A 26,199-nucleotide genomic window follows, 5' to 3' on the forward strand; every position below is an offset into this window, starting at 1 on the left:
GGATCCCTTGCGGCAAGCTACCTCCAGTCAGCGATTATATATGCTATATCATATATAGCGCAATGGCAAACGACAATAAACTCAATACGATTGCCGGAAGCGCCTTCTTAAGCGGATCTCTCGCAATGACGATAAGCATGAAGGCGGCAACCAGCATTGTCGAACCGAGCATCAAGCCAGCTAGTGAGGCAGCCTTCTGGTACCAAAATCCGGCAATCATACCAATGGACCCTGCAATTTCGAACGAACCGGTCAAGAAATTAAAAAAAGACGGAAGGCCGAGCTTTTCGAACTCCTTTGCCATTTTCCCGGATATGATCGTCGTGCCATTCTAATCACTCTCTTCTTTCTAAAATTGGACCTGAGACAAAAATAAATGCTATAGCATGTATCTGATGAAATGATCTAATCCTCCTTTACGTTCAGATAAAGTTTATGAAGCGTTTCGTGAAGCTGCGCAAGCTCATCCGGTTCGATATTCCGGGTCAAATCATCATGTGCTTCTTGGACCACGGGTATGAGTCTTGTCTTCAGCTGCATGCCTTTCGCGCTAAGAAACAGGTTGTGGGATCGTTTGTCGTCGTTGTTTTGCAGTCTCTTCACGATTCCTTTCTTCTCGAGCGACGCAATCATCCTGACCACCGTGCTTTGATCCCTGTCTATAGCTTCGGCAATTTCTTTCTGCGTCATTGCTCGATCGCCGTCAAGAACGCTGATGATTCCCCACTGTTCCGGCGTGACTTCGTATTGTTTCAGTTTCTTGACGAAGAAATTGGTTAATTTCATGTCTGTTCGATGCATCAAGAATCCGGTTAGATCAAATAAATCCATAGTCGTCTATCCCTCCCTCATGTATGTTCAAGCAGGCTTCAGCATTTATATGCTATAGCATATATTGATGCAACTCCTTCGGAATGTCAAATCCAAGCGAGTACGATCGAACGGAACAATTACGTAGAAAAAGCAGCCTGCCGGCGGCAAGCTGCTCCAAGTTACGCTGAATTATCGGTGCCCGGCAGCCCAGGTTTGAACCCGTTCACCCTCGCGCGACTACTCTTCCCATCTGGAGTGAAGCACATGGTTACAGAAGTTAGGGCGCGTATAGCCCGGCAGCAGCAGTTCGCAGACATCCGCGTTAATCGTGCCGTAAGTCGTTTCCGGTTTATGCTTGAACCCTTCCAAGAAGGCGTGCAGGATGTTCTGCTTGAACTGATTGCGCGGGAACGCCTCTACGACTTGCCGGCGAATTTCTTCGGAGAACAGATCGAAGTTCTTCCCCACGACGTCGTAACCGACGCCAAAATTCATCAGAGCCGCTTCGGCTTCCTTATATTCGACGATGCCGGTCGACGTATGCAGGGCTACGGCATCCCATACCAATTTGATCGATTCTTCCGGAACGCCGCGGCTCCTCAGAAAATCGCGGGCGGCGTTCGCTCCGTCGACTTCGAAACGCTTGTCCGGACTGCGGTATGCGGGCGTCAGGCCTAAATCGTGAAACAGGGAACTGATATACAGCAATTCCGAATCATACTTCACCTGCTGCAGGTTGCCTTTCAGCGCCGCGAACAGAAATACCCGGTTCGAATGGTTCCACAGCAGCTCGTCGCCCTGATCGCGTAAAAGCTCAGCCGCTTCAACGGCCAGCTTGCTGTCGGGTATCTTGATATCCGCGATTGACATTGACATTGCTTATCGCCCCCTTAATTATTCCGTAAGCTCATACTAGGGTATCGCCGATCGGAGATCAATGCCGGCTTTTCTATCATGATGATCGATCAAATGAATGATCCCCTGTCCAACTCCAGACTTCCCTCGATCTGGATCGAATATTCGCTAGCCCGCATTCTATCATCGCCGGCGTTTCACAATATCGCCTCATTATTTTACGATTCCTATTGACGGCAATAACCGAATCGCGGCTCTCGTGATATAATCGTAGATGGTTATGCTAGCAGGAGGTATAGAAATAGAAGTTATGAAAGCGTCTTCAAGTAAACATTTTCATTTCGCGGAATATTTTACGTCAAGGGAGTCGATCATCGATGGACGTCGTTTACCAATTTGAAGAAGCAGCCAGACTTCCTCTTCCCGGGGATAACTGCGCCGTGGCGATTCGCCAATTGAACTCCGGTTCCGTCATTCAGTACGAGAGCCAATCCATCGTCTTGGATTACACGGTCATGGAAGGCCATCGATTCGCGGTCAAAGCGATCGCTCCCGGAGAGGAACTGCTTTCGTGGCAGCTGCCGTTCGGCGTGGCGGTTCAGCCGATTCTTCCCGGCCACTATGTGATCAACGAAACCGTACTGGAAGCGCTCAGCGTGCGCAAGTTGTCGTTCGCGCTGCCGCCCGTGCCTAATTTCGCGGATCAAGCCCATCCTTATGTTCTTGACGAGGAGAACTTCCAGCCGGCTCCGGCCTCGCCAGCTTATGCGGATACGCGCATCTTTATGGGGTATCGCCGCCATGAGGATCGCGGGGTCGGCACGCGCAACTACGTCGTCCTGCTTGGCACGACCTCGCAAACGGGCAGTTATGTGAAGAAGCTTGCCGCCCGCCTGCAGGACGAGTGCAAGAACTATCCGAATATCGACGGGATCGTCCCCGTCGCTCATACGGAAGGCGGCACGGACAAACCGAACAACGTGGACCTGTTGCTGCGGACGCTCGCCGGCTTTATGGTCAACCCGAACGTCGGCGCGGTATTGCTTGCCGATTATGGCAATGAATCGGTTACGAACGAGATGGTCGAAGCTTATGCGCGCAAGCACGGCTACACGATCGATGATGTCTTACATAAGTTCGTATCGCTCGCGGACAGCTTTGAAGAGGAACTGGTCAAAGGCGAAGCGTTAGTGCGGGAATGGCTGCCGACGGTCAATGCGATGCAGCGGACGCCCGAATCGATCTCCCACCTGAGAATCGGCTTGCAATGCGGCGGTTCGGACGCCTTCTCCGGCGTATCCGCTAATCCCCTGCTCGGCTGGATTTCGGAAGAATTGGTGCGTTACGGCGGCGCGGCCAGCCTGGCCGAAACCGATGAATTGATCGGCGCGGAGCCTTATGTCCTGTCGAAAGTCCGCAATGTGGAAACGGCGCGCAAATTTCTCGAGCTCGTGAATCGCTTCAAGGAGCGTACGTCTTGGCACGGCACCAGCGCGGAAGGCAATCCGTCCGGCGGTAACATGTATCGCGGCCTATATAACATCTATCTTAAATCCATCGGAGCCGCAATGAAGAAAGACCCCGTCACGCGGATCGATTATGCAACCGAGTACGGGGAGCTCATGAAGGATGGCGGCTACTACTTCATGGATAGCCCCGGCAACGATCTTGAGAGCATCGCCGGACAAGTGGCTGCTGGCTGCAACATGATCTTCTTTACGACGGGCAATGGTTCGATCACCAATTTCCCTTATGTGCCGACGGTCAAGGTGGTCACGACCACTCGCCGCTTCCAGTTACTGTCGAACGATATGGATGTCAACGCGGGGCAATATCTGGAAGGCAAAGCGATGGATGAGCTGGGGCAAGAGGTATTCGAATTGGCGATCCAAATCGCCTCCGGCCAGCGAAGCGTCGGCGAGAAAGCGGGTCATGCCCAGGTACAAATTTGGCGCAACTGGCAGCAGAACGACACGAGCCGGCTGGAGACCCTCCTCCATGCTCCCGTTCCGGCAGGAGAGCCGATTGAAATTCAAGGTGCGGAGATTCAAGGCGATGCAGCAGCGGCAGCCACGGCAAATCCGATCCAATTCACCTTTACCCGGCAGCGCGATCGGCAGTCCAGCGACAATATCGGCTTGATTGTGCCGACCAGCCTTTGCGCCGGACAGGTAGCGGGCATGATCACGAAGCGGCTGAACGAACAGGCAGCCGGGCAATCCGCCCTCTCCGGCTTCGTCGCATTGGCTCACACCGAGGGCTGCGGCACCTCCGGGGGGCCTGCCGAATCGCTCTTCGCGCGCACGATGCTCGGCTATATCACCCACCCGATGGTGGAGCATTGTTTGCTGCTGGAGCATGGCTGCGAGAAGACGCATAACGATTACATGCGCCATCAGATGGACGTGCATGGCATCGATGCGAGCCGGCTCGGCTATGCGAGCATTCAGCTCGACGGCGGAATCGCCAAGGTGAGCGAGAAAGTCGAAGCTTGGTTCGCCGATCGATTGGCGGCGGCCCAGCCTGCGGAGAAAGTGGCCGTCGGACTGGAAGGACTGCGCATCGGGATCTTAAGCGACGGTACCATTGGCGAAGATGCCGGCGAGCAGCTGGCCGCGCTGACCAAGATGATCGTCAGTGCCGGAGGCTTGGTCGTCGTTCCGGAGAATAGCGGGCTGCTGGCTGCGGCTGCATTCAGGCAACATTTATTCACGGCGTCCCAAGTTCACGTTCAGCCGTCCATCGCTTATGGCGAACATGTCCGCAGCAACGGATTCCACATTATGGAGACGCCGACAACCCATTGGGTGGAGACGGTCACCGGACTCGCGGCGACAGGGGTGGAGCTCGTGATCGCGCTGGTCGGCAGTCGTCCGATGCAGACGCATCCTTTCGTCCCGATGCTGCAAATCGCGTCCGAGCAGTCCATGCTGCCGAAGCACCAACAGGATATCGATTTGATCCTCTCGGGCGATCCGGCCTCATGGACGAATCAAATTCTCGAGCGCAGCAAGCAAGTTCTGGAACATACGTATACGCCGCGTCTCCATCAGCAAGGCAATATCGATTTCCAATTGACGAGGGGCTTCCTAGGCGTTTCGTTGTAACACACATTCATGAAGGCGAGGATCACACGATGTCGAACTCACTATTATCCAAACGACCGCTCGGCAATACCGGCCTATTCGTTACGCCGCTATGCCTCGGAGCCGCCCCGCTCGGGGATATGCCGGAAACCTTCCAATATGGCACGCCGGAAGAACAAGCCTTGGTCACGCTGCGCACCGCCTTTGAAAGCGCGATTAACTTCGTGGATACGGCTGCCTCTTACGGCCTAGGCGAGAGCGAACGGCGGATCGGCAAGGCCATTCGGGCGAACGGCGGATTGCCGGAGGGCTTCGTGCTGGCTACCAAAGCCGACCGCGACTACACGACCGGCGACTTCAGCGGCGAACAGATCAAGCGTTCCGTCGAAGAAAGCCTCGAGCGCTTGGGCCTTGATCGTCTGCAATACGTGTATATCCACGACCCTGAGCATACCACCTTCGAGAATGTCATGAGTCCCGGCGGACCGTTAGCCGTACTGCAGAAGCTTCAAAATGAAGGCATTATCGATCACATCGGCATTTCCGGCGGACCGATCGATTTGCTCATCCGCTATGTGGAGACGGGAGCATTCAGCGCCGTGGAAACCCACAATCGCTATACGCTGCTCAATCGGTCTGCCGAGCCATTGATCGATATCTCGAGCCGCATGGGCGTCGCGGTGATCAACGGCGCTCCTTACGGCAGCGGCATCTTGGCCAAAGGTCCGGACGCCTATGCTCGTTATGCTTACAGCGAAGCCCCGCCGATCGTATTGGAAAGAGCGCGTTCGTTTGCCAAAACATGCCAGGAATTCAACGTGCCGTTGGCTGCCGCGGCGCTTCAATTCTCGCTTCGCGACCCGCGGATTACCAGCACGGTCGTTGGCATGAGCAAGCCGGAACGGATCGCCCAAACGGTGGAACTCGCGAATTACCCGATTGCCCCTGAACTGTGGCCGGCGCTCGAAGCCTTCGGCTATGATATGGACGACCCGGAAGCGAATCGATTTGCTTAATGCGGCGTCCTCATCTTCCCTATCACGATTCTTCATGCAAGAAAGGCAGCCATTATCGGCTGCCTTTCTTCGTGCTTATTGATCTATCGGGCCTCGACCAAACTTGCGGCTTGGCGAGGTCTAGAGGAATGGCTGGATACGCCAAAGAATCAAGAAATAAATCATAGCGATGATACAGCCGCCGATCATGAGCATGTGGTTGGATATTTTCCGATTCAACGCACCTAACGCAAAATGGTGAAATGGCTTGGTACCCGTAAACTTGAGCTCTAACAAGAACGATTTTCAAGAACGAACATGTAATTCCAGCAGCTATCAAAAAAGGAACAGGCGCCGAGGCGCCTGTTCCTTTTTTGGGCTGTGCCGGAGCATTATTTCAAGTTGAAGATCCCTTTGCCCGTGCCCATATCGATGGGCAAGGAGGAATGTTCATGAGCGATAAGCCAGGAGCCGTGCTCTTTTCTTAATCCGAACGTGAACCGGTTCGTGATTTGACGAACGACCTCGCCCGCTTCGTCGCAAGCCTTGAACGTCACGGCGCAGCGAACGAAAGCGAGCTTGTCACTCTCTTCCGTTGCGACATCGTCAAACGCGACGTGCAGGCGAACCCCTTCCTGCTTCAATCCATGAAACCACTCGGTTGCCATTGTGCTCCAATCGGCGATCCCGTCGCTCGACCAGTTCTGCCAGCAATCGAACACATGGATGTCCGCAGCGTAGGCAGCCGCGAATTTCGCCGCATCTTGTTCGTAAACGGAAGACTTGTAATTATCCAGCACGTCTTGAACGCGTTCAAACACGATTTTCATATCTAGCCCCGCCCCTCTATTCGTTTGGCAATCGGATGACTCGCATTCAATTCCAACAAATCCCACAAATTCCCGTACAAATCTTTAAATACGGCAACCATTCCGTATGCTTGTTCTTGCGGTGCTCTAACGAATTCGATCCCCTTGGAGACCATTTCGTTATAATCTCGCCAGAAGTCGTCGGTGTTCAGGAACAGAAATACCCGACCGCCGGTTTGGTTGCCGATGAACGGCTCTTGTTCGGGGTTCGATGCTCTGGCAAGTAAAATCGTAGTTCCGACAGAACCGGGAGGAGCGACCACCACCCAACGTTTATCTTGCTCTGGCTGATAGGTATCTTCGACTAATGTGAAATGCAATTTCTTCGTGTAAAATGCTATCGCTTCATCGTAATCATTTACGACCAAAGCGATGTGAACAATGGACTGAATCATTAGGGGTTTCCTCCTTCACCCTTGGCTAGTTTGAGGCGCAAGAACTAGGTTGACTACTTGTTTCGCGAAAGCGGCAAAGGGTTCAATCAGATCAGGCCTTCGGTCTATTGCCCATCTGAGGTTATCGAAAGCCTTCAACAACAGAAAATCCATGACATCGGAAATGTCTCTGTCGCTTATCCCATAGCCGTCTATAAACGCTTTGAATTCCTCATCATTCGCACTTTCTTCCAGCCCCAGGATCCGGTAATGCATCAATTGCGCAACAGTTGCATGCGGTACCACGCTTACCGCCGCATTCCAATCCAGCAATATCACCTGGTTTGCCTCATCGACGATCGTATTCTTTAAAGAAATGTCTCCATGGTTCAAGCCGAACCGGAACGGAGCGCGCTTGATGTTTTCAAATCGTTGCTTTATGCTCTGCGATTCCATCAGAGTGAGTACTCCAAGCTCGATCAAGCGATCCCGTTCGGTCAATTTATTAATATTATGCTGCACATATCCTAGCCAGCTTCCGTCTGACCCGGCATGGGGCGGCGACTGAAACTCGCCATGGATGGGATCAATCAAATTTTCGCCATACCCTTTCACTTGAATAGAATGAATGAGCTTGGCATATTCGCCCAGCTTCCTCCAAATCAAAGTCTTGGGTATCGTACTGTCTGCCCCGTTGTCTCCCTCGACAAAGGCTTGAATCATATATGCGGTTTCATCGTCGATCCCAATGGACAACACCTCAGGTCCCCGAACGCCGACTGCAGCTGCTTGCTCCATACACCATTTTTCTTTGCCGTAGCTTGAAAATGCATCTTTATCGTTCATGCGGACAACAACTTTATGCAGCTCAGTTTCAACGACGCACACCTGATTGGATATGCCTTTTCCCGTAATCGGATAGGAAGCTACTACTTGTTCCTTCAGATAATCGCCTGCAATTCTTGCAGCTTGTTTGACCAAAGCCTCTAGCATGGTTACCTTCCATCCCTCTCTAATGCCGTGCTTCGCCTCGTTTACTTACTTCCCGTTCGAATCATAAGGCCGCCGGGCCATCGAGCAGCTTAGCAAGCTTGGACGACGTATCCTCTTCGGTTGAACATAAATTGATCGTGACCGTAAGATGGGGAGCATCCGATACTAGAAATGAAATTTGATCGAATACGATTATCCCCGCCGACGGATGATCATTGATTTTCTGTCCTTCCGGACCGCTCAGAACATCATGCTGCGGCCACCATGTCCTGAATGCCTCGCTTGCCCGGTTCAACTCGTCAATAAACGCCATCCACCATGGATGACCCGCGAAATTCCCGTAGTTTGCACGAAACTGGGCCAGCCGATGCCGGGCATGATTCTCCCAATTTCCCTTGAGCAATCGCCGGATATACGGCGACGTGAACGTCTGCCACACGGCGTTGCGCTCGCGCGCCGGCATCCGCTCATAATTCCCGTAAATCAGGCTTGCGATCTTGTTCCATGCAACGATATTCATGCGCTGATCCGTGACGATTGCCGGGCTCGTCCCCTGCCGGTCTAGAAAGTCCTGCAGTTTCGGGCTAATGCTGCTTTCGTCCGGAGTCGGATCGGCAGGCAGCTGCTGCAGGGCCAGCAAATATAAATGTTTCCGCTCATTCGAATCCAGCCGGAGCACCCGCACGATACTCTCCAGCACTTGAGCGGATACCTGAATGTCCCGCGCTTGCTCCAGCCATGTATACCAGTCTACGCTGATCCCCGTGAGCTGCGCCACTTCCCCGCGCCGGAGTCCTGGCGTTCGCCGCCGGCCTTCGTTAGGCAACCCGGCTTGCTCGGGCGTTATACGCGCACGCCGCGTCTGCAAAAACCGTGCCAGCTCCCGCAGCCGCTCATTGGCCGATTGAACCATTTCCCGCACCTGCTTCCTTGACGGATTCTTAAGTAAGGACAATTACTCCTATGATAAGCCATCCTATCGTTCTGGAACAGGTTCTATTATAAACTTACCGGGAAGGTCAAGTGAATCATTCCAATAGCATGGATAGGAGAATGAATGGTGGAAAAGACGATGCAAATGCAGTCCAACAGTTCTAGCAAGCGGGGCCACGCGTTAATCTTACTCGGACTTTCGCTCGGATATTTCATGGTGCTTCTCGATATGACCGTGGTAAGCGTCGCATTGCCTGCGATTCGCGCGGATTTGGGCGGCGGGATTTCCGGTCTGCAATGGGTGGTCAACGCTTATACGATCGTTTTCGCAGGCTTGCTGCTGTCGATGGGCGCGATGGCCGACAAGTTGGGGGCCAAACGGGTTTATCTTGCCGGTCTGGCATTATTTCTTGCCGCATCGGCCGTTTCGGCAGTTGTTCCGTCGCTCGCAGCCCTCATCGCCATGCGGGCGATACTTGGCGTAGGCGGCGCAGCCCTGCTGCCATCGTCGCTCGCTCTCTTCGCCCATGCTTTCCCGGTACCGTCCCAACGCGCTCGTGCGCTTGGCATATGGGCGGCGGTTACGGGAGTTGCGATGGCTGCGGGACCGCTCGTCGGCGGGCTCTTGGTCGATTCCCTCGGTTGGCGCAGTATTTTCGCGCTTAACGTACCGCTTGGCATCATTAGTTTGGTCATGACTTCGGCGTACGTCAATGAGTCCACACGCAAGCCGCTGCAAGGCTTCGACCTTGCTGGCCAAATCACGGCCATTGCAGCCATTGCGGCATTGTCCTTCGCCCTCATGGAAGGGGAAACATTCGGATGGGACTCCGCGCTTATAATAGGGGCGTTTAGTCTGGCGCTGCTCTGTGCCGTCTCATTCTTATGGGCGGAAGCGACAGGCAAGACGCCGCTGCTTCCGCTGCGAATATTCAGGCATGCCACCGTATCGGCAGGCATGCTTGCCGGGATGACGATTAACGTCGGGTTGTCGGGTATTCTGTTCCTGCTGCCATTATACTTTCAACAGGTACGCGGGTTATCGGCCCATCTAGCCGGACTCGCGCTCCTGCCCATGATGATTCCGATGGCATTCAATCCGATCTTCACCGGTCGCATCGCAGCACGAATCGGAGCAAGGATACCGATGACGATCGGGTTTAGCCTTGGGGCTATAGGTACGCTGCTGCTAGCAGGCTTGGAAGGGAATTCGAATGATGTACTTCTACTGACCGGTTTGCTGCTGATCGGTTTCGGAATCTCCTTTGCGATTCCGGCGTTGATGGCAGCCGTTATCTCCTCCGTCCCGCAGGAACAGGCCGGCGCCGCTTCAGGCGCGCTGAATGCAAGCCGGCAGCTTGGCGCGACGCTTGGCGTTGCCATTCTCGGCACGATTCTGCGCGAACACGAATCTTTTATTGCCGGCATGCAGCTGGCGCTCGTGGTTATAACCGTTGCTTTGTTCGGCGGCAGCCTGCTCTCGTTCGCATTTATTGGCCGCGCGAAGAAATAGTCAGGGTCTAACGTCTATCTACTCGAGACGTTTGTTGACCTCCGCAAGCGGGTCCTTCGGCGGTATGCGGTTGTGCTTCAGGTAATCATACGTCCGGATCGCGATGATCTTGATGATCGCATAGACGGGAACGACAATGATCATCCCGAAAGGGCCGATAATCGCGCTCGCGCCAATGACGAGCAGCATGACGGTGAACGGATGAACGTTCATTTGCTTGCCGATGATGCGCGGGCCGATCAGGTTCGCTTCGATCTGGTTCGAGACGACGAGCACGACGCCGACCAGCAGCACCGTCATAGGAGAGACGGTAAGCGCCACGACGGCCGTCGGAATGAAGGCGATCAACGGTCCGATGTACGGAATGAAGTTCGTGACGGCGGCGATCAAACCGAGCAACAGCGGATAAGGCATATGTATCAACAGGTATCCGATGAAAGTCAGCACGCCGATCAGCATAGACGTCAGCACTTTGCTCAGGATGAACGAGCCGATCGACGCATCGATCTCCTTGAGCGCCCCGCTTACCTCGCGATGATACCGGTCCGGCAGAATTCGCAGGACATGGCCGGGAAACTTATCTCCCTCGCTCAGCAAATAATAGATCATGAACGGAACGAGACCGAGCAGGAAGAAGAAATTCATCATCAGATTAAAAATATTGCGCACGCTGCCGATTACGGAATTGAGCACCTCATCCAGCGATCCGGTCAGCTTGTTCGTCAGATTCTCCGAGGACAGCGCGTCCTTCTGCCCGATCTCCTTGAGCCACTCGTGCTGCTGCACGGACTCGAGCCAGCTTCGAACGGAGTCGACAATTTGCGGAAAGTTGTCCACTAAGTTAATGGACTGGGTTCGGATCGGGGGCCAGATCATCCAGAAGAACAAGTAACAGACGCCGAGCGCGCCAAGGTAGACGAACAGGATGGCGATCGCCTTCGGCAGCTTGTTCGAGAGTACCCTCACGAACGGCCGGAATAGATAGTAGAACATGCCCGAGATCAGCAGCGGCACGAACAATGCGGCTATTACCTTGCTGATGGGGTAGAAGATGAAGTTGACCTTCGACGCCAAATACGCGATCAATAAGACGACGATGATGCCGTAACCAATGCGAAACCACTTGCCTTGCGGCATATGGACAAGTCTCCCTTGCGTTTATATTGACTGCCTATTATTAACTTTACTCACAATGAGCGAAAATAAAACTTCCCCGCATAAATTCACATGAAGACTCGCGTACATGCCACGAATCGCAATAAAAAAACCTGCCCTTGACAGTACGTCAAGAGCAGGCACGGATTCGAATTACAGTTTTACGACATTCTCTGCTTGAGGACCGCGTTGGCCCTTCACAACATTAAATTCAACGCGTTGACCTTCGTCCAATGATTTGTACCCATCTCCTTGGATGGCAGAAAAATGAACGAATACGTCATCGCCGTTTTCCCTTTGAATGAAGCCGAATCCTTTTTCCGCATTAAACCATTTCACTGTACCTGTTTCCATTAAATTGTAAACCTCCAAAGTTGAATATGATGTCCGCAAAAGCGGACTTATGACAAGTATATCCTATCCAAGAAAAAAAATCATATTAAGCTTGATTAAATTTTTTTGATTCGCCAATTTGACGCTCTGTTGCTGCTCTTCCCCGTTGATGTTCGCGCCATCTAGATGAAGGAGTACGATGAGAAAACCTCTCTGGCACCGCTGTATTTCCGGGGAATTCCAGGCCGAATGGAATAACTGCGATCTCCATCCACCGCTTCCGTATGCATGCAATCAAACTTGCTTCCGAACGGAATGCCGTTCAGTTGTCCGATGTCGTCAAACAATTCGTACAGATGCGTCACCCATATGCCGCGCGCCTGCTTCGCTTTCAACATGCACAGCGTTTCCCGGCTCAACAAGTAACTCTCCATCGGCGAAGTGCCGGATATCGGTTCGTTTCCTAGAAACAAACAATTCTCGTCCAGGGCGGCAATGACATCGCGCATTTCGCACAGTTCTCGTCCCAGCGTCCCCTGCGACAATTCGGTGTTTTCTTCACGGGAGAATACGCTGTACATTCCCGATGCCGGGCTGATCTGCGCGCTGGCGGCAGGAATCGGCAGCCCCATCTGGAACAGAAGCTGAATCGCGCCGGCGGTTCGCAGAAAAGTCGTTTTCCCTCCCCTGTTGACGCCGCCGAGCAAGACGAATTCTCGCCCGTCTTGGATGGCGATATCATTGGCGATGACGTCTGCCTGCTCGGCAAGCAGCGGATGTACCATTTTACGGATGATTAGCGATCGTTCCTCGGCTCCTCTGATTTCCGCATAACAGGTGCAAGGGGCATGCTTCGCGCTCGCTTTCGCATATTGAACCATTCCGAGCGCAAACTGCAGCTCCTCTACAAAAACCCGAATCTCGTCGGCAATGCTCCGTTCTACGACGTTCAACTGGTTTCTTGCAATTGCAGTCTGCGCAATAAGCATTTGCTGAACGGAATGGCTGAATCGTTCCAACGCTGTTGCTTCAACGTGAGAGAAACGTTTACCTAGCTGGTAGGCGAGAGGCAAGAGTTCGTCCACTCGCATGGGATTCTCGGTGTTGATCAAACGATTGAGCAAGGTACTGGATACATACCTCTTCCTGTTCACGTCGTGCAGGGCAATGGCGTAGATCGTGAGGTCATCCGAGAAATGAATGCGATAAGCCAAACTGCCCGTTTTTCCAACGCCGCTCGCGTACTTGTTCCATGCCTCGTCAAAGTTATGCGGGTAACTTTCCTCTAGCAGAATCGTTAACTTTGCTGGCAATTCTGCTAATGAAGCGGGCAATTGTCCGCATGTCCCAATCGTCTGTATGACTGCTTGCGCCGCGTCCCGAAATTGGCGTACCCCGATCATATTGCCGATCATATGGATAGGCTCGCTCTCTACGGAGGATGCCGTTTCAAGCAGCGGCAAGGAAGCGTTGTGCAAGCGATGCAAGGAGGCGGTTAAGGCATCGTTGTCCGTCAATGCTTCGCAAACCGCATTCCGTTCCCGGATACTCTCGGGATCGCTCGTGATGTACTGACTCGGATTGACGAAATACCGCCCCAAGTATGCAGTAAGTTCCACGTCGTCTAACAGCGTCTTGGACATCGGAAAAGGCACATCGTTATGCAGCGCGATACGAAACAGCCTAAGCAAGATAACCGCCTCTCTTCTTAAGGAATTCTTCTAATACGGCCGCTTTGCCTCGGTCCTCCACCAAATTCGCGATACGAAAGCCGTATTCGATCGCCAATAATCTGGCATGGCTCAGACCGTCAGGCTCTTTCTCCTCCACCGCATAGGTGTGTACGATCTTCTCCGCGTCCGTCATGGACCCCATGATATAGCTGCGCAATTTAACGCCCTTCCGGCGAAGCAAATCGTACACGTTATGCATATGCGTCACCATCATCAATGTCGTTCCGGCCCGGCTCAACTGCTCGGTAATGTCGCGCAAAAGCTCAGTTGCTTCCACGGGATTCGTCGAGGTAAAGGGTTCATTGAACAGCAGCAGCGTATCCGGCGCGGCCATCCGGATGGCTTGGTGCATTTTCCTTACTTCCAGCTGATATCTGGATGCGTTCAATTGACGGTCTTCCCCGGCGGCGAAAACCGTATAGTATTGCTTAAACGGAATGAATCGCAGCGACTTGGCGGGGATCCAGAAACCAAGCTGCGCGAGGATGCAATTCTGCGCCAGCGCTTTCAAGATCGAGGATTTCCCCGAGCTGTTCGCGCCCGTAATCATCACGGTGTCTCCAAGCGATACGCGAAATGCCTGCGGCACGGGAGCTCGTTCGGTCAAAACCATGTGCGGATACAGCAGATCCTCCGCGGCCATGCTGTCGGCGTTCGGCTCGGGACGGCAGGCGTCGAAGCCGGCTTTCTTAAGCTTCGCTGTCAATAGCAGCCCTTTCTGGTACAACTCCATGGGCTTGAGCCATTCACTCCACGCCCGCAGCCGGTCAAGGTCGATCGTTTTCAATTCACGCAACGCGGCTTTAAGAGGTGCCGCCCATTGTTTCTCCACTTGAGCGATGATATACGCCTCCAAGTGCGCGAGATGTCCTCTGTTCTTGACAGGCGCGGCGTCGCATAAGCTGTTGGCATCGTCCCTTTCGCTGCCGAACAGTCCAGCCAATCTGGCGGCACCCTTGTTAATGTCCGTAACGCTGATTTGTACCGCTTGCCCCGAATCCGATAGATTTACCGCAAACTTGATGTTATCAAGCGGTTCTATGATCGTGCCGACTTGACGCAGGCACTTCTGAGCATCGAGATACGTCGAGGATTCCCTCTGTGCTCGAATAACGGCGGCTAGCTCCTCCATCGGAGGCGTATGGGGAGTGTGCGGAGTACGTGTCGGCGCAAACAAGCTTATGGCAGCGTCTACCGAAGCGGTATAGGCCTCCAAAGCTTGCCGCATGTAGGTATACATCTTCAGCGGATGTTTGGCGCGGTCAACTTCCGCCAAGCTGAACGACAGGCGCTTATGCGCTTTGTTTAATTGTGTAAGTAGATTCCGGCTCTCGGCGTTCTCTCGTAAACTGCCGATGATCTCGCTCCTGCGCCTGATTTCAATGGCATCGCTGGTGAGGTAGGTTTTCAAGAAGGCTTCGATTTCTTTATCTTTCGCTTCGAGCGACGCGGATTGTTCCGGAAAGAAACTTCGGCATAGTCGAAGAACGTCCAGATCGATCAGTGCTTCCCAAGCGATATGGACCGGATGGTTCGTATGGCACAGTTGAACGGGCATACCGTCGGCCTCCCCTAGTTGAACATGAATGATTACGTTTTCAAATTCGATAGTCATCCATTATTTCCCTGCCATATAGGTGCAGCTGCGCGCATAAACGACAGCCTTCTTCGGTTTCCTCCTCGCCACTTCGCTAGGAACATGGTAAATTAGAAAAGATGTCGAACATCGAGGTTCGGCAAATCATGCGGAGACCGGAGTGAGCTCATGAATTCTGTTATCGGATGGGGTTTTATCGGAGCAGGCGGAATTACGAAGCGGGTCATAAACGATTTGAAAGAAATGAAGGACGGCAGATTAGCCGCCGTATATTCCCGTACGGGCGCCAATGCGGAACAACTGGCGACGCCTTACGGTGCAAAGGCTTACACCGACTGCGAAATGATGATCCGCGATCCGGAAGTGGACGCGATCTATGTCGCCACGCCTCACCATCTTCACATGGAACACGCTTGTTTGGCGTTGACATTAGGCAAGCCCGTGTTATGCGAGAAACCGCTGGCTCCGAACGCCGCGCAAGTGCGGGCGATGGTCGAGAAGTCGCGCGAGACCGGCACTTACCTCATGGAAGCGATGTGGACCCGATTCTTCCCGGTGACACGCAAAGTCATGCAATGGGTTTCGGAAGGCGCCATTGGCGATGTGCATTATCTGACGGCTGATTTCGGATTCTCGGCTTCGGAGAACCCGGAATCGCGTCTGTTCAATCCGGCTACGGCCGGAGGCAGTCTGCTCGACGTAGGCGTCTATGCCGTCTCTTACGCCTCGATGATTTTCGGTTCCAAGCCGGTCGAGGTGCTCAGCCGCTCCCGCTCCGCTTCCACCGGAGTCGATTCTCGAATGGCCTGTTTGCTTGAATACGAGAACGGGCAAATGGCTTCCCTCTTCTCTTCCATCTCGACTTCGACCCCTCAAGAAGTTCGGATCATCGGAACCAAAGGACATATCGAAGTTCCGCGTTTCTGGTCTCCGACAGAAGCGAGATTATTCGTAGGAAACCAACTGGCGGATGAATGCAAGGATGCTCGGGTCGGAGAAGGATTCAGATTTGAATTCGAGGCCGTACAAGAAGACCTGCGGGCTGGCCGGAAGGAAAATGCCTTGATGACGCACGACGAGTCGATAGCGATCGCCGAAACGTTGGATCAACTCAGAGCCCAATGGGGACTTGTATATCCGTTCGAGGCGTGATCGGCACGGACGAACTATAGCGAATGAAAAAAGACACCTCAATGACTACTGGAGTCATTGAGGTGTTCTCTTGCGTACGCCTTGTAAAATGTGCTAATGCCGCTTTATGCCGCATCAAGCTCCTCGCCAAACAGTTCATGCTGGTTGGAGAATGCGGCGATTAACCATTTGCCGTTCTTCTTCACCAAGTCGAACTGCTCGACGGACCGGTAAGTACTCGGTTCTTCTCCGGATCCCGGATTAACGTCGTAATGAACGGAAGCGAGCAGTATCGCGCTATCTTCGTGATACTCAACGACCGCGCTGCGTTCGAGCGTTTCTTTCAGCATGAGGTCCTTGTCATCGAAGAGAGACTTCATGCTCAGAACGTCAACCGCGAAGCTGAAATCATTCGCGTCCAGCGTGGATTGGTAGGCGTTCAAATCCTTCGCATTAACGGCATCGAGCTGCGTCTGAACCGCTTTGATCAACGCCTCTTTATCCGCATCGGCCACGGAAACTTCCTGCGCCCACAAACTATTCTCGTCGACCACCTCGGAGCTTGCGACGATCATACCGTAGATTGCCCATTGGCCGTTCGCTTCCTTGCGCAGCGTGTAATAGATTTCGTTCGTTGCTCCAGGGAAGAATCCTTCCCCGCTCACTTTATTCGAACGTTCATGCGAATAGATGAATGCTTCCTTCGACGAGAAGGACTCGACGGACAGTTCCATGTATTCCGTATGCGTGCGCATCTTGGCGAATTGTTCATGGATTTGCGTGCTTGCATCTTCCTTGATCGGAGAATCGGAATGGAACAATGCCACCATCGCGTCGACATCGCCTTTATCTTCCGCAGCTCCGAGCTTCGTGAAGACGGCGAACAGCTCCGCTTGCTGCGCAGCAGTCGGGCGCTTGTCCGTAATCGAGACAATCTTCTTCACGCTGTCCCACGACACGTCCTTGTCCGAGAGCGTCGAGATGAATCGGACGCCGACCATCGTGCGGCCTTTCATCAAGACCATCTCGCCGTTCACCGGCACTTTCGCGCCGTCTACAAGCGCGGTTGTGCCCGTAGGCGTCATTTGGATGTCGTGAAGCTGCGAACTCGCTTTTATCTTCTTGGTCGCGTTATCGTAATTAATGTCGTACCCGAGCTCGTTAAACAACGTACGAAACTCCACGAACGTCTTGCCGTTCACGATAACCGGCGGCGACGGGAAAATCACCCACTCGCCGTTCAATTTCACTTTCACCGCCGCAGTCGCGGTTGCCGCGGATGCCGTTCCGGCAAACAGCGACAGCGTCAATACAATCGTTAAACCAAGTCCAATCAACCGTTTCATTGTTAATCCTCTTCCCCTTTTCTCTATCAACCATTCAACCATTGAAAAAACAGTGCTCAACCAGTTTACAATGCATGTCACTTATTGATAAAGCAGTAATAGTTTCCATATGAGCCCAAACGCGCAAAAAGAAACCACTCCTGGCAAAGGAGTGGTAAGTTATCATCAGTTCTCCGTATGACTCTGATAGGCTAGACCGACCCTTTTCCGTTTAAACGCGCCTCCGAGCTCAAGATGGTCCAACATCCATTGGGCGACATCATCATAGGCCACATTGAGCTCTTGAAACCGGCTGAATAGGTGACCGGCTATAGCTGCCTCGGAAAATTCCTTGATCGTTTCCGGAATCGGAATCGGTAAGATTTCCGTCGTTACATGTAGATGAACCGAGCCTGGAAGCTCGCTCGATTCGATCATCGCTCCCGGACACATGACGGACCAGTCGAGTTCCGTCTGTTGTAATCTATCGAAATTCCGGTTGTGTGTACTATACTCTGGCGGGAAGCCGGGTAAGTTGTTGCCGATCGTATTTGCATAAGGAATATCGAGCAGGCCGGCCCCTCCCATCATCCATACCCGGCCAGCGAAATAAGGCTGGGATTCGCATTGGCTGATAATGTTGTCGACGATGCGAACAAACTCTTCTCCCTGGCCAGCATGGCCGGCAGCTATAATAGCGGCATCTTGATGCGCGAGCGCTTCGCCGACGCTCGACGGGTCCAACATATCGTTCACGACGACCTTCACGTTCTTTGCGGAATGCTCGCCTAATTGATCATGAAGCTTCGCTGCATTTCGCACATAAGCGGTCATTTCGTGCCCCATTTTCAACCCTTGCGCCAATACTCTCTTCCCTGTATTCCCCGTCGCTCCAAAAACAATAATTTTCATTGTTTTTCCTCCTCTTCATGGAATCCAATTTTTGGCTGACTCAAGCTTAGCATCGCTTCAAGAGGTTGTTAAGAACGCACTTTAAAGTAGGGTACTTACTTCAAAGTAAGCTAGACAGATTGGGATCCGGAGTTTGCGGCGGTAGACAGCGGTAGACATAACAAAAGCTGCCCGGTATCCCGAGCAGCTTTATTGAACGAATCCTATGACGCTGACTCTTCCTTCTCTTCATTCTTCTGCTTATTATGCGCTGCACCCCAAGCACACATGACCTCTGCTACGGGAATCAATGTTTTGCCGTATTCGCTAAGCGAATATTCTACTTTAGGAGGGACAGAAGGGTAGACCGTTCGATCGACGATGCCCTCTCGTTCCAAATCGCGAAGATGCTGCGAAAGCATCTTTTGTGAAACATCGGGTATAAGCTTTTCCAAATCGTTGAATCTTTGCTTGGATGCAATCAACTGCCACAGAATCATCGGCTTCCATTTGCCGCCTAGTACCTGAATGACTGTTTCGACTGGACATTCACGCTGATGAATCATGGATCAATCATCCCCTTGCGTTTAAATAAGTGCATGACCTGTATTTTCCATTATAAACCGTTATGATCGCACTTTTCAAAATATGCAGGAAAGATTTTAAAATCTCATCTTCACCATGAATAAATAAAACAAAATTGCAGGCAACCCGAGAACGGAAAGTATCGTGACTGCCGTATGTACTCTCTTTTCATTCCGAAATAGAATCAACAATAGCTTATACCCTAGAATACCAATGCATCCGCCCAAACCATTGAGAATGATATCATCGATGTCGGATGTTCCAATGCCTACTAGTCCTTGAATGATTTCGACAACCAAACTCGTGATTAATATAAACGACAAGTTTGTTTTCATTCGTTTATCCTGTTTGAACAAGGGCAAATAGACGCCAAGGGGAACAAAAATAAGGATATTGCCCGCCACGTTGCCAAAAGCAAATGTTTTGAGATTCGCGGTGCTGCCGGATACAAATGCCGCTATGCTTTCGAATGGAATGAGATTGATCGATCGATGCTCCAGATGAGAAACTCTGGATAGGAACAAAATTTTAATGATCAGCATCATGTAAAACGCGAATATCCCATATAAAATAACGGTTTCTATTCGCTCTCGTTTACTCATTTTACCCCCCTTGTTCATTTCGCCCCTCCTTCCGGGCCGGTATCGACGGTGACGATGACGCCGTCCTCGTTGTTGCCGTCGATCTCGCAGCTTCCGGTAACAGGCACCTGGATATTCCCGTCCGCGGAGATCGGATAATAATAGATTTCGTATGCGCGGCCGCCGCTCGTCGTCGAGATCGAATGTTCTTTCAACTCGGCTAGATATTGTTCCAACGTCAAGTCTTGCTCCTTCATGACGGCGCTGTGCGGCAATCCGACGTAACGGAAATGCCAAGGCTCGTACATGATCCCCGTAATCGCGGTCTTGTCCTCCGGATAGCGCTGAATGAACCCGTATTTCCAAGCGTTCTCGGCCAGCCATTTGCCTTCCGGCGCTTCGCTCATCTCCTCCAGCGACGATCCGATATCGAGGGACAAGCCCAGATTATGCTCGCTGTGACCGGCCGGCATTGCGCGATCGTCGCCCATTTCCTTGTGCAGCTTGTTTTGTTCGGCTTCGTCCCGGTAGCCGCTGCTGATCAGAAAATGATCGATCCCGACTTTAGCCGCGTCAACCACCATTTTCGCGAATTTCTCGGTCAAGTCCGGCGACAACCGAACGGTGTTATCGAGCAAACCGAAGCCTTTCCTAAGCTCCTTGTGCTCGTACAGATTCACGGCCGGCTCTCCTTCACCGCCCGGAGGAACGGCGTGTTCCCGGTCAATAAGAAGCAAGCTGCCTTCGTGAATTTGCTCCTTCTTCACATGAATCGACAAGCCGGTTTCTTCCGGTTCTGGCACCGGAGCTTCCGCATTGTCTTGATCGGCGCTTCCAGCCGTATTGTCTTGATTGGCGCTTCCAGCCGTATTGTCTTGATCGGCACTATCAGCCGTATTATTCGGTGTATCGTTTCGTGTCTGGCTCTCGCAACCCGTTATTAGCAGCAGCGCCGCCAGTACGCACAACAGTGTCTTCATCAATTACTTCCTCCAAGCTCGATCTGAGCCTAAGCTTAATCCAAACAAGTTAAAAAAAACCCGCGTAAAACTTAAACGATTTCTTAAATTCATGAAGAAATGCTGCATAAAACACAAATGCCGCTTTGATAGCGGCATTTAATCATACTATATTTTTATCGCCCTTGTCACCCGACGGTATTCATGCCTTGCCAGGCTCGACCCGCCTAACTCATTATTTGCTTTGTTCCTTGCATTTGAGGTATGATTAAGCATCTAAATGATACTTATGGAGGACGACTAAATCGTGGCAAAAGAAAAAGCAATTTTCAGTCCGAAACAAGAATTAAAAACAGATCACGATTTTGAGATGGCGATGATGCATAAAGAACCCATCGAGGCATTCCAAGATCGTATGCGGCTTAGACCCATTACTACGATTAAGTCTTACAATGATCATTCCGTGCGGATCATGGACGGTACAACCATCTTCCGTAACTCAAGTAAGTTCTACACGCTTAGCGAAGAAGACAGAGCGGCTTACGATTCGAAATAAATCGGTTAAAAAGGAGGCGGAATTCCGCCTCCTTTTTATATGCGCGGCAGCGGCGATTAGCCTCCTGCTTCCTTCGATTTCGATCCGATCAAGTAACCGATAATCGTCGATTCGACCGGAAGCACCACGAGCGTCCACATTTCCTTCAAGCCGAAATCGGGCGAACGATATTGGTCGGGAATCAGCGTATACACCAGCGCGATGAGAAGAACGCCGAGCGTGATCGTGCCGACGATATACAGGCGCACGTTCTCGCCCGATCCGAAGAATTTGCCGAGGAAGCCGAGCTCCGCTTTGCGCTTATCATTCTCCGCGTTCGCCGCGATGATCTTGCTGGCTACCCGCGGATCCTGAATCTCGAGCTTGTTCATGCCGGACCGACCCCCTCGCCCGCGAAGAACGTGAAGGCCAGCGCCCAAGACGTCGCATCGGAATTAATGGTTACTTCGTAGCGCAACGACAATTTGCGGTTGTTCAACACGCCGAGTTGGATCATATCTTGATTGCCGATCGGCTTGCCCCGCGGAAAATTCACGCAGGCGATGCGGACTTCATTGTATCGGACCAGCCGGATATCCGTCATAAAATCGTCTCGTTCCGCTTCGTATTCGATGCAGAACACGAATGTCAGCGGGTCGTTCTCTTCCGACAACACGATTTCGATCGGGTTCATGCCGTAGGCAAGTACGCGGCCGTGATATACGGCTTCGAATCCGCCGGACGTTATTTTCATCGTTATCCCTCCGCGACGTTAGGTCATCGAACAAGCTCATCATTACAGTGTACGAGCAGGTCCGCGCGTTCATGTCTATCGGAGCATGCGAAAACGGCAGCCATTTGCCGGCTGCCGTTTCATCTTTTTCTATTTCCGCTTCTCATTCTTCCACCCGGCCAACCCAAAGACAACAAGTGGCAAAATAACGGACAGGCCTCGAAAAAATCCCTGCCAGTCCAATCCATGAGGTTCCCCGACGGGTCCCGTTTGCGGACGTAAAGGCAGAAGCAATACAATTATTTGTCCGATCAGTAAGACAATGGCGCCGACCAAAACGATTTGATACCTCTTCATTCCCCGGCTGCCCCTTTCGCTTTCAGACTGTGTTGATGCCCAGCCGATGTCCGTCATAGCAAACCGTAAAACCAGCCCCATCACACAACCAACATTATCATATCAAGGGAATATCCGCCTATACGTCTTGGGATACAGAAGCTGCATTCTACTGCCTCAAGTTTCCCTTTGCCGACTTGGTACAACGAATTGATTAACCTTCTCATCGGCAAATGGATAAGGAGAAAGATCCCGTTCGCGAACATCACGATTTATTCATTTCGGTTTCAAGCGAACTCAGATAGAAGTGAACGCTGGATGCGCTGGATTGCAAGATTTCTTGGCGGACCGTCCTTACGCCGGATTGGTTCATGAGGAGATTCAGAATATCCATCGGGACGATGACAACCAGCAGTGCAATGATTATTTTCGGAAAAATAGTAAATCTGCGCCCTGGTAAACGTAAACCAAGCCGGGAAATAACCGTCATATCCGAATCTCCTGTTCGCTATTCTAGTTATTGGCTAGTACGACGACCTAAAAATAACGGGATCGCCCGGTGAGAGCAATCCCGTTTATCTGAAAAATACCATACCATGATTACTTCCAATTCCCGTAAACCTATCGATTCGATTTAACTGCTCAGAGAGAATATAGCATAGCTTTAACCGCCGCTTCTAGTGAACAAATTAAACTTTAACGATCCGAATTGCAGTTCCCTTATGATTGATGCATGAGGAAATCCTTCACCGCGTTAAAATAACCGTCGATATCGTCGTAATGGACACCATGACCGCATTGTTCGAACACGGCCAGCTTGGTATTGGGCCGGCTTGCTGCCATCCTTCTCGCTTGTTCGGTATCGAGGATGAAGCTCTTCCCGCCGTGAATCAGCAGGATCGGGCAGCTCGACCCCAACCAGTCTTCCCACCAGACGCCATTGGATTGGGGAACGGATACTTGCAGCCACTTCAGATCCGTACGAAATCCCCAACCGCGTTCATCCTCCATCACGCTTTCGGCAAAATAATCGATAGCCCGGAGCCCGACGTCTGCAAGCGATTGTCTAAGCTCCCTTAGAGAAGCCGATCGATACGGAAGCTTGCTTGCAAAGGAGAAATCAGCCTTGATTTCAGCGCCGATATCCTCCACGATAACGGCTTTCGCCAGTTCGGGATAACGGGCCGCGAATTGATACGCATTCAACCCGCCCAAGGAATGCCCCAGAATCGTAACGGGTTGTCCCCCAAGCTCCGATCGAATCAGATTCGCAATATCTTCCACGTAGTTGTTCCTGGCATATTCATTCCCCGGCGGATGCTCGCTCCAACCGTGCCCGCGTTGATCCAGAGCAATTACTCGCCAATCGTTGAAGCGCACGGCAAGCTCCGAGAATGATCTCGCATTCGCCATATACCCGTGCAGCATGACGAGCACTCGCTGGCTATCGCCGCCATAATCAACATAAGAGAGCCGCACATCCCCAGAGTGAAAATACTTCCTGATCGCTGAGCCCTTATAACCCGAATTCGTCATCGACTTCTGCTCCTTTTCCCTTCATTCTGCTTGCTCCTGATACCGCCTCAACCTGTTTTCGTTGTTGGCGCCCGTACCAACCGGCCAGCGCAGCGGCTATCGCCATGAAGACTGCACTGGACGCCACGCCGAATTGCAGCCCGAATCGTTCCACCCATACGCCGCCGATAATCGGGCCAATAATCTGCCCCGAGGCAAAAAAGGCAGTAGCCAAGCTAAGGCTGGTCGCATAGGCATGATCGGGCACATGTCTGCGAAGAAGCGCAGTGATCATCAGCGGCGGGGTAATAAAAGAAACCAGGCCGATAATGGCCGCGCCCAATGCCGTAACAACCAGATTATTGCTCGTTACGCCACTCACTCCGAGCGTCCCTAAAGTTATTCCGATCGCAAGCGTATATCCGCTTGGCCAGCGGTCGATCGCTCTGCCTCCGATCCAACCATTAAACAAACCGGCGAGCCCGATCGCGGACCAAATGAAGCCGACATCGAGAGACGGAATGCCTTTGCTCACCAAGTAAGGAATCAAATACGTGAAGTAGATAATATAGCCCCAGCCAAAGAAGAAATAGGATCCGATTAAGAACAAGAGCTTCTTCGGGTTTAATAGAAGACGGTAGACATTCACATGCTCCTGATCCCGTGATACGGATTCCGCCGGCGAAAGCGTTCTTCCAGATCGCTGCCTTCCATGCACCCACTCGAAACCGCATGCCGCAACGATGCCGAATGCGCCCATTGCAGCCCAAGCATACCTCCACCCTCGTAAGTAAGAAGGGTCTATGGCAAGCGGAGCAATTAATCCCGTTAACAGAATGCCCGCGGAGCCGCCCAGCCAGATTAAGCCGGATGCCGCACCGCGTTCCTTCGGTCGAACGGCTTCCATCGCAATAGACAGAACCAGCACCGTCGCGAACGCCGAGAACAATCCGATTGCGAAGCGCCATAACGCGAGTTGAATAACCTGCTGGCTGAAAGCCGAACCGATCATCGCCAGTCCGAGCAGCAGACATGACCATCGATTGAACATGGGCTTGCGTCCCGGAAACCGGGCGATCAGCGGAGGAAGACTGAGCGTTCCGATCAAATACCCGATAAAATTAACCGTGCCCAGCATGCCCAATTGACTGTAGCTCCCCCCGATATCCCTTTGAATGCCGGGCAAGAATATACCGTAAGAAAGCCGTGAAAAACCGAGAATAACAACGAATAATAGCGATGCCCATAACGTGATCCAGCTCAATGCCGATTTTGTGCTCATAGCTCATTTTCCTCAATCCAAGATTTGATGCTTTAAGTGTACAATTGCAGGATTGTTTTGTAAAATTGAACTATATGAATAAATGATTCATAAATTCCGAATTAATTGGCGGGGATATCGATGGATCTACGAGCCTTAAAAACCTTTGAAGCCTGCGTACGTCTGGGTCATTTTCAGAAAGCCGCCGAGGAACTTCAATATGCTCCCTCTACGGTAACGCTTCAAATTCAGCGCCTCGAAGCCGATCTAGGCGTTTCTTTATTCGTGCGAGACGGCAAACGCGCGATCGTGTCCGAAGCCGGCCGATGGCTTCATCATGAAGCTTCAGCGCTGCTGAACGCTGTCGGATCCATTAGGCAGACCGTCTCGGATATTGCTGCAGGGGACGGCGGAACCGTCCGCTTCGCCGCCATCGAGCCCATTGCGAGCCAGAGACTTGCGTCCGTCGTAGCCGACTTTTGCACGAATCGCCCGAAAGTTCAATTAGCCATGGAAGTGAGCGGGAGCAAATCGATCGCGGAGAGGGTTCGGGCCGGGGAATTGGATTTTGGCATATGCTCCACTCCATCGCCTGCGCTCATGCTGCAATTCGAACCGCTGGCGGAAGAGCGATTAGGCGTGATGATGAGCGTGGACCATCCGTTGGCGAATCATATGGAGATTACGGCGGGCGACCTGGCGGGGTTAACGATTTTGGTCAAGGAACCCGCTTGCGTCTATCGCGAGTTATGGGAGCAAACGTCGTCGCAAATCGGCATGCATGCGTTCTCCCGCCATGAGGTCGGAAGTATTCACGTCATTCAGCAAATGGTCAAAGCCGCAAGCAGCGTAGGAATCGTACCGTTTTACGGAGGTCTGGAGCTCGAAGGATCGCTGGTCATCAAACCGTTCGCCGATCGGAATCCTACCATTTCGTTAGGCATCGTATACAAAGATAAAGATTTCCTGGGCAAAGCTTCGTTACTGTTAATGGACGCCATCAAGTCCATTCTTTAGGCCTTTAGGCCATTAATTGCAACTATATTTTCAAACCATTGCACAGCAAAAAGAAGCCGTTAGATACGAACGGCTTCTTTT

The 26,199-nt window shown here is 52.1% G+C and carries 27 protein-coding genes; 6 read left to right on the forward strand and 21 right to left on the reverse strand.

The genetic code is table 11. The annotated features are described in order from the left end of the window. Nucleotides 1-43: 43 nt before the first annotated feature. From GZH47_RS01615 to GZH47_RS01625, 3 genes are all read right to left on the reverse strand, one after another. Nucleotides 44-304 carry a DoxX family protein gene (locus GZH47_RS01615; RefSeq protein WP_162638230.1) on the reverse strand — a complete coding sequence of 87 codons (261 nt, stop codon included), beginning with the start codon at nucleotides 302-304 and terminating at the stop codon, nucleotides 44-46. A 101-nt stretch (nucleotides 305-405) separates the two neighbouring features. Then, nucleotides 406-831, reverse strand: coding sequence for a MarR family winged helix-turn-helix transcriptional regulator (locus tag GZH47_RS01620; RefSeq protein ID WP_162638231.1), 426 nt, complete (start codon nucleotides 829-831; stop codon nucleotides 406-408). Between the two features lie 219 nt (nucleotides 832-1,050). After that, nucleotides 1,051-1,689 carry an HD domain-containing protein gene (locus tag GZH47_RS01625; protein WP_162638232.1) on the reverse strand — a complete coding sequence of 213 codons (639 nt, stop codon included), beginning with the start codon at nucleotides 1,687-1,689 and terminating at the stop codon, nucleotides 1,051-1,053. A 356-nt stretch (nucleotides 1,690-2,045) separates the two neighbouring features. Between GZH47_RS01625 and GZH47_RS01630 the strand changes: the two genes are divergently transcribed. Continuing rightward, the gene (locus tag GZH47_RS01630) at nucleotides 2,046-4,775 is read left to right on the forward strand and encodes a UxaA family hydrolase (RefSeq protein WP_162638233.1); all 2,730 of its coding nucleotides are present in this window, start codon (nucleotides 2,046-2,048) and stop codon (nucleotides 4,773-4,775) included. A 29-nt stretch (nucleotides 4,776-4,804) separates the two neighbouring features. Then, nucleotides 4,805-5,770 carry an aldo/keto reductase gene (locus GZH47_RS01635; protein ID WP_162638234.1) on the forward strand — a complete coding sequence of 322 codons (966 nt, stop codon included), beginning with the start codon at nucleotides 4,805-4,807 and terminating at the stop codon, nucleotides 5,768-5,770. Nucleotides 5,771-6,141: 371 nt separating this feature from the next. On the opposite strand, the gene GZH47_RS01640 is transcribed toward GZH47_RS01635, so the two are convergent. The 4 genes from GZH47_RS01640 to GZH47_RS01655 all read right to left on the reverse strand — a co-directional run bounded on the left by GZH47_RS01640 (nucleotide 6,142) and on the right by GZH47_RS01655 (nucleotide 8,898). Next, nucleotides 6,142-6,579: a YybH family protein gene (locus tag GZH47_RS01640; RefSeq protein ID WP_162638235.1), complete on the reverse strand. Its 438-nt coding sequence runs from the start codon at nucleotides 6,577-6,579 to the stop codon at nucleotides 6,142-6,144. Nucleotides 6,580-6,581: 2 nt separating this feature from the next. Beyond that, entirely contained in the window at nucleotides 6,582-7,013 is a 432-nt protein-coding gene (locus GZH47_RS01645; protein ID WP_162638236.1) for a VOC family protein, read from the reverse strand. Nucleotides 7,014-7,028: 15 nt separating this feature from the next. After that, a complete protein-coding gene (locus tag GZH47_RS01650) occupies nucleotides 7,029-7,985 on the reverse strand; it encodes a phosphotransferase family protein (RefSeq protein ID WP_162638237.1) in 957 nt (318 codons plus the stop codon). A 61-nt stretch (nucleotides 7,986-8,046) separates the two neighbouring features. Then, nucleotides 8,047-8,898 (reverse strand): helix-turn-helix transcriptional regulator, encoded by an 852-nt coding sequence (locus GZH47_RS01655; RefSeq protein WP_162638238.1) that lies wholly within the window; start codon nucleotides 8,896-8,898, stop codon nucleotides 8,047-8,049. Nucleotides 8,899-9,042: 144 nt separating this feature from the next. On the opposite strand from GZH47_RS01655, the gene GZH47_RS01660 reads away from it, so the two are divergent. Next, nucleotides 9,043-10,431 carry an MFS transporter gene (locus GZH47_RS01660; RefSeq protein ID WP_162638239.1) on the forward strand — a complete coding sequence of 463 codons (1,389 nt, stop codon included), beginning with the start codon at nucleotides 9,043-9,045 and terminating at the stop codon, nucleotides 10,429-10,431. A gap of 18 nt (nucleotides 10,432-10,449) precedes the next feature. On the opposite strand, the gene GZH47_RS01665 is transcribed toward GZH47_RS01660, so the two are convergent. From GZH47_RS01665 to GZH47_RS01680, 4 genes are all read right to left on the reverse strand, one after another. Beyond that, a complete protein-coding gene (locus GZH47_RS01665; protein WP_162638240.1) occupies nucleotides 10,450-11,568 on the reverse strand; it encodes an AI-2E family transporter in 1,119 nt (372 codons plus the stop codon). A 171-nt stretch (nucleotides 11,569-11,739) separates the two neighbouring features. Beyond that, nucleotides 11,740-11,940 carry a cold-shock protein gene (locus GZH47_RS01670; protein ID WP_126017131.1) on the reverse strand — a complete coding sequence of 67 codons (201 nt, stop codon included), beginning with the start codon at nucleotides 11,938-11,940 and terminating at the stop codon, nucleotides 11,740-11,742. Between the two features lie 161 nt (nucleotides 11,941-12,101). Then, the gene (locus GZH47_RS01675; RefSeq protein WP_162638241.1) at nucleotides 12,102-13,610 is read right to left on the reverse strand and encodes a MutS-related protein; all 1,509 of its coding nucleotides are present in this window, start codon (nucleotides 13,608-13,610) and stop codon (nucleotides 12,102-12,104) included. Next, nucleotides 13,603-15,210: a MutS-related protein gene (locus GZH47_RS01680; protein ID WP_162638242.1), complete on the reverse strand. Its 1,608-nt coding sequence runs from the start codon at nucleotides 15,208-15,210 to the stop codon at nucleotides 13,603-13,605. The genes GZH47_RS01675 and GZH47_RS01680 overlap by 8 nt, the downstream gene beginning before the upstream one ends. 207 nt (nucleotides 15,211-15,417) lie before the next feature. Between GZH47_RS01680 and GZH47_RS01685 the strand changes: the two genes are divergently transcribed. Further along, on the forward strand, nucleotides 15,418-16,401 hold the full coding sequence (locus tag GZH47_RS01685; protein WP_162638243.1) for a Gfo/Idh/MocA family protein: 984 nt from the start codon (nucleotides 15,418-15,420) through the stop codon (nucleotides 16,399-16,401). A 104-nt stretch (nucleotides 16,402-16,505) separates the two neighbouring features. On the opposite strand, the gene GZH47_RS01690 is transcribed toward GZH47_RS01685, so the two are convergent. The 5 genes from GZH47_RS01690 to GZH47_RS01710 form a co-directional block, all read right to left on the reverse strand. Then, entirely contained in the window at nucleotides 16,506-17,726 is a 1,221-nt protein-coding gene (locus GZH47_RS01690) for a copper amine oxidase N-terminal domain-containing protein (RefSeq protein WP_162638244.1), read from the reverse strand. A gap of 165 nt (nucleotides 17,727-17,891) precedes the next feature. Further along, nucleotides 17,892-18,617: an NAD(P)-dependent oxidoreductase gene (locus GZH47_RS01695; protein WP_162638245.1), complete on the reverse strand. Its 726-nt coding sequence runs from the start codon at nucleotides 18,615-18,617 to the stop codon at nucleotides 17,892-17,894. Between the two features lie 203 nt (nucleotides 18,618-18,820). Then, the gene (locus GZH47_RS01700; protein ID WP_162638246.1) at nucleotides 18,821-19,162 is read right to left on the reverse strand and encodes a winged helix-turn-helix transcriptional regulator; all 342 of its coding nucleotides are present in this window, start codon (nucleotides 19,160-19,162) and stop codon (nucleotides 18,821-18,823) included. Between the two features lie 96 nt (nucleotides 19,163-19,258). Continuing rightward, entirely contained in the window at nucleotides 19,259-19,801 is a 543-nt protein-coding gene (locus tag GZH47_RS01705) for a VanZ family protein (RefSeq protein ID WP_225446320.1), read from the reverse strand. After that, on the reverse strand, nucleotides 19,798-20,742 hold the full coding sequence (locus tag GZH47_RS01710) for a M15 family metallopeptidase (RefSeq protein WP_162638247.1): 945 nt from the start codon (nucleotides 20,740-20,742) through the stop codon (nucleotides 19,798-19,800). The genes GZH47_RS01705 and GZH47_RS01710 overlap by 4 nt, the downstream gene beginning before the upstream one ends. A gap of 286 nt (nucleotides 20,743-21,028) precedes the next feature. Between GZH47_RS01710 and GZH47_RS01715 the strand changes: the two genes are divergently transcribed. Then, nucleotides 21,029-21,277, forward strand: a complete 249-nt coding sequence (locus GZH47_RS01715; RefSeq protein ID WP_162638248.1) for a hypothetical protein — start codon at nucleotides 21,029-21,031, stop codon at nucleotides 21,275-21,277. Between the two features lie 56 nt (nucleotides 21,278-21,333). On the opposite strand, the gene GZH47_RS01720 is transcribed toward GZH47_RS01715, so the two are convergent. The 5 genes from GZH47_RS01720 to GZH47_RS01740 all read right to left on the reverse strand — a co-directional run bounded on the left by GZH47_RS01720 (nucleotide 21,334) and on the right by GZH47_RS01740 (nucleotide 25,122). After that, nucleotides 21,334-21,648 carry a hypothetical protein gene (locus GZH47_RS01720; protein WP_162638249.1) on the reverse strand — a complete coding sequence of 105 codons (315 nt, stop codon included), beginning with the start codon at nucleotides 21,646-21,648 and terminating at the stop codon, nucleotides 21,334-21,336. Further along, nucleotides 21,645-22,010 (reverse strand): DUF6864 domain-containing function, encoded by a 366-nt coding sequence (locus GZH47_RS01725; RefSeq protein WP_162638250.1) that lies wholly within the window; start codon nucleotides 22,008-22,010, stop codon nucleotides 21,645-21,647. Before GZH47_RS01725 ends, GZH47_RS01720 begins: the two co-directional genes overlap by 4 nt. Before the next feature lie 580 nt (nucleotides 22,011-22,590). Then, nucleotides 22,591-22,815: a hypothetical protein gene (locus tag GZH47_RS01730; RefSeq protein ID WP_162638251.1), complete on the reverse strand. Its 225-nt coding sequence runs from the start codon at nucleotides 22,813-22,815 to the stop codon at nucleotides 22,591-22,593. Between the two features lie 230 nt (nucleotides 22,816-23,045). Then, on the reverse strand, nucleotides 23,046-23,861 hold the full coding sequence (locus GZH47_RS01735) for an alpha/beta fold hydrolase (RefSeq protein ID WP_162638252.1): 816 nt from the start codon (nucleotides 23,859-23,861) through the stop codon (nucleotides 23,046-23,048). Then, nucleotides 23,842-25,122 (reverse strand): MFS transporter, encoded by a 1,281-nt coding sequence (locus tag GZH47_RS01740; RefSeq protein WP_162638253.1) that lies wholly within the window; start codon nucleotides 25,120-25,122, stop codon nucleotides 23,842-23,844. The genes GZH47_RS01735 and GZH47_RS01740 overlap by 20 nt, the downstream gene beginning before the upstream one ends. A gap of 120 nt (nucleotides 25,123-25,242) precedes the next feature. Between GZH47_RS01740 and GZH47_RS01745 the strand changes: the two genes are divergently transcribed. After that, the gene (locus tag GZH47_RS01745) at nucleotides 25,243-26,118 is read left to right on the forward strand and encodes a LysR family transcriptional regulator (protein ID WP_162638254.1); all 876 of its coding nucleotides are present in this window, start codon (nucleotides 25,243-25,245) and stop codon (nucleotides 26,116-26,118) included. The last annotated feature ends 81 nt before the right edge of the window (nucleotides 26,119-26,199 follow it).

The organism is Paenibacillus rhizovicinus, from assembly GCF_010365285.1.
Taxonomy (GTDB): Bacteria; Bacillota; Bacilli; order Paenibacillales; family Paenibacillaceae; genus Paenibacillus_Z; species Paenibacillus_Z rhizovicinus.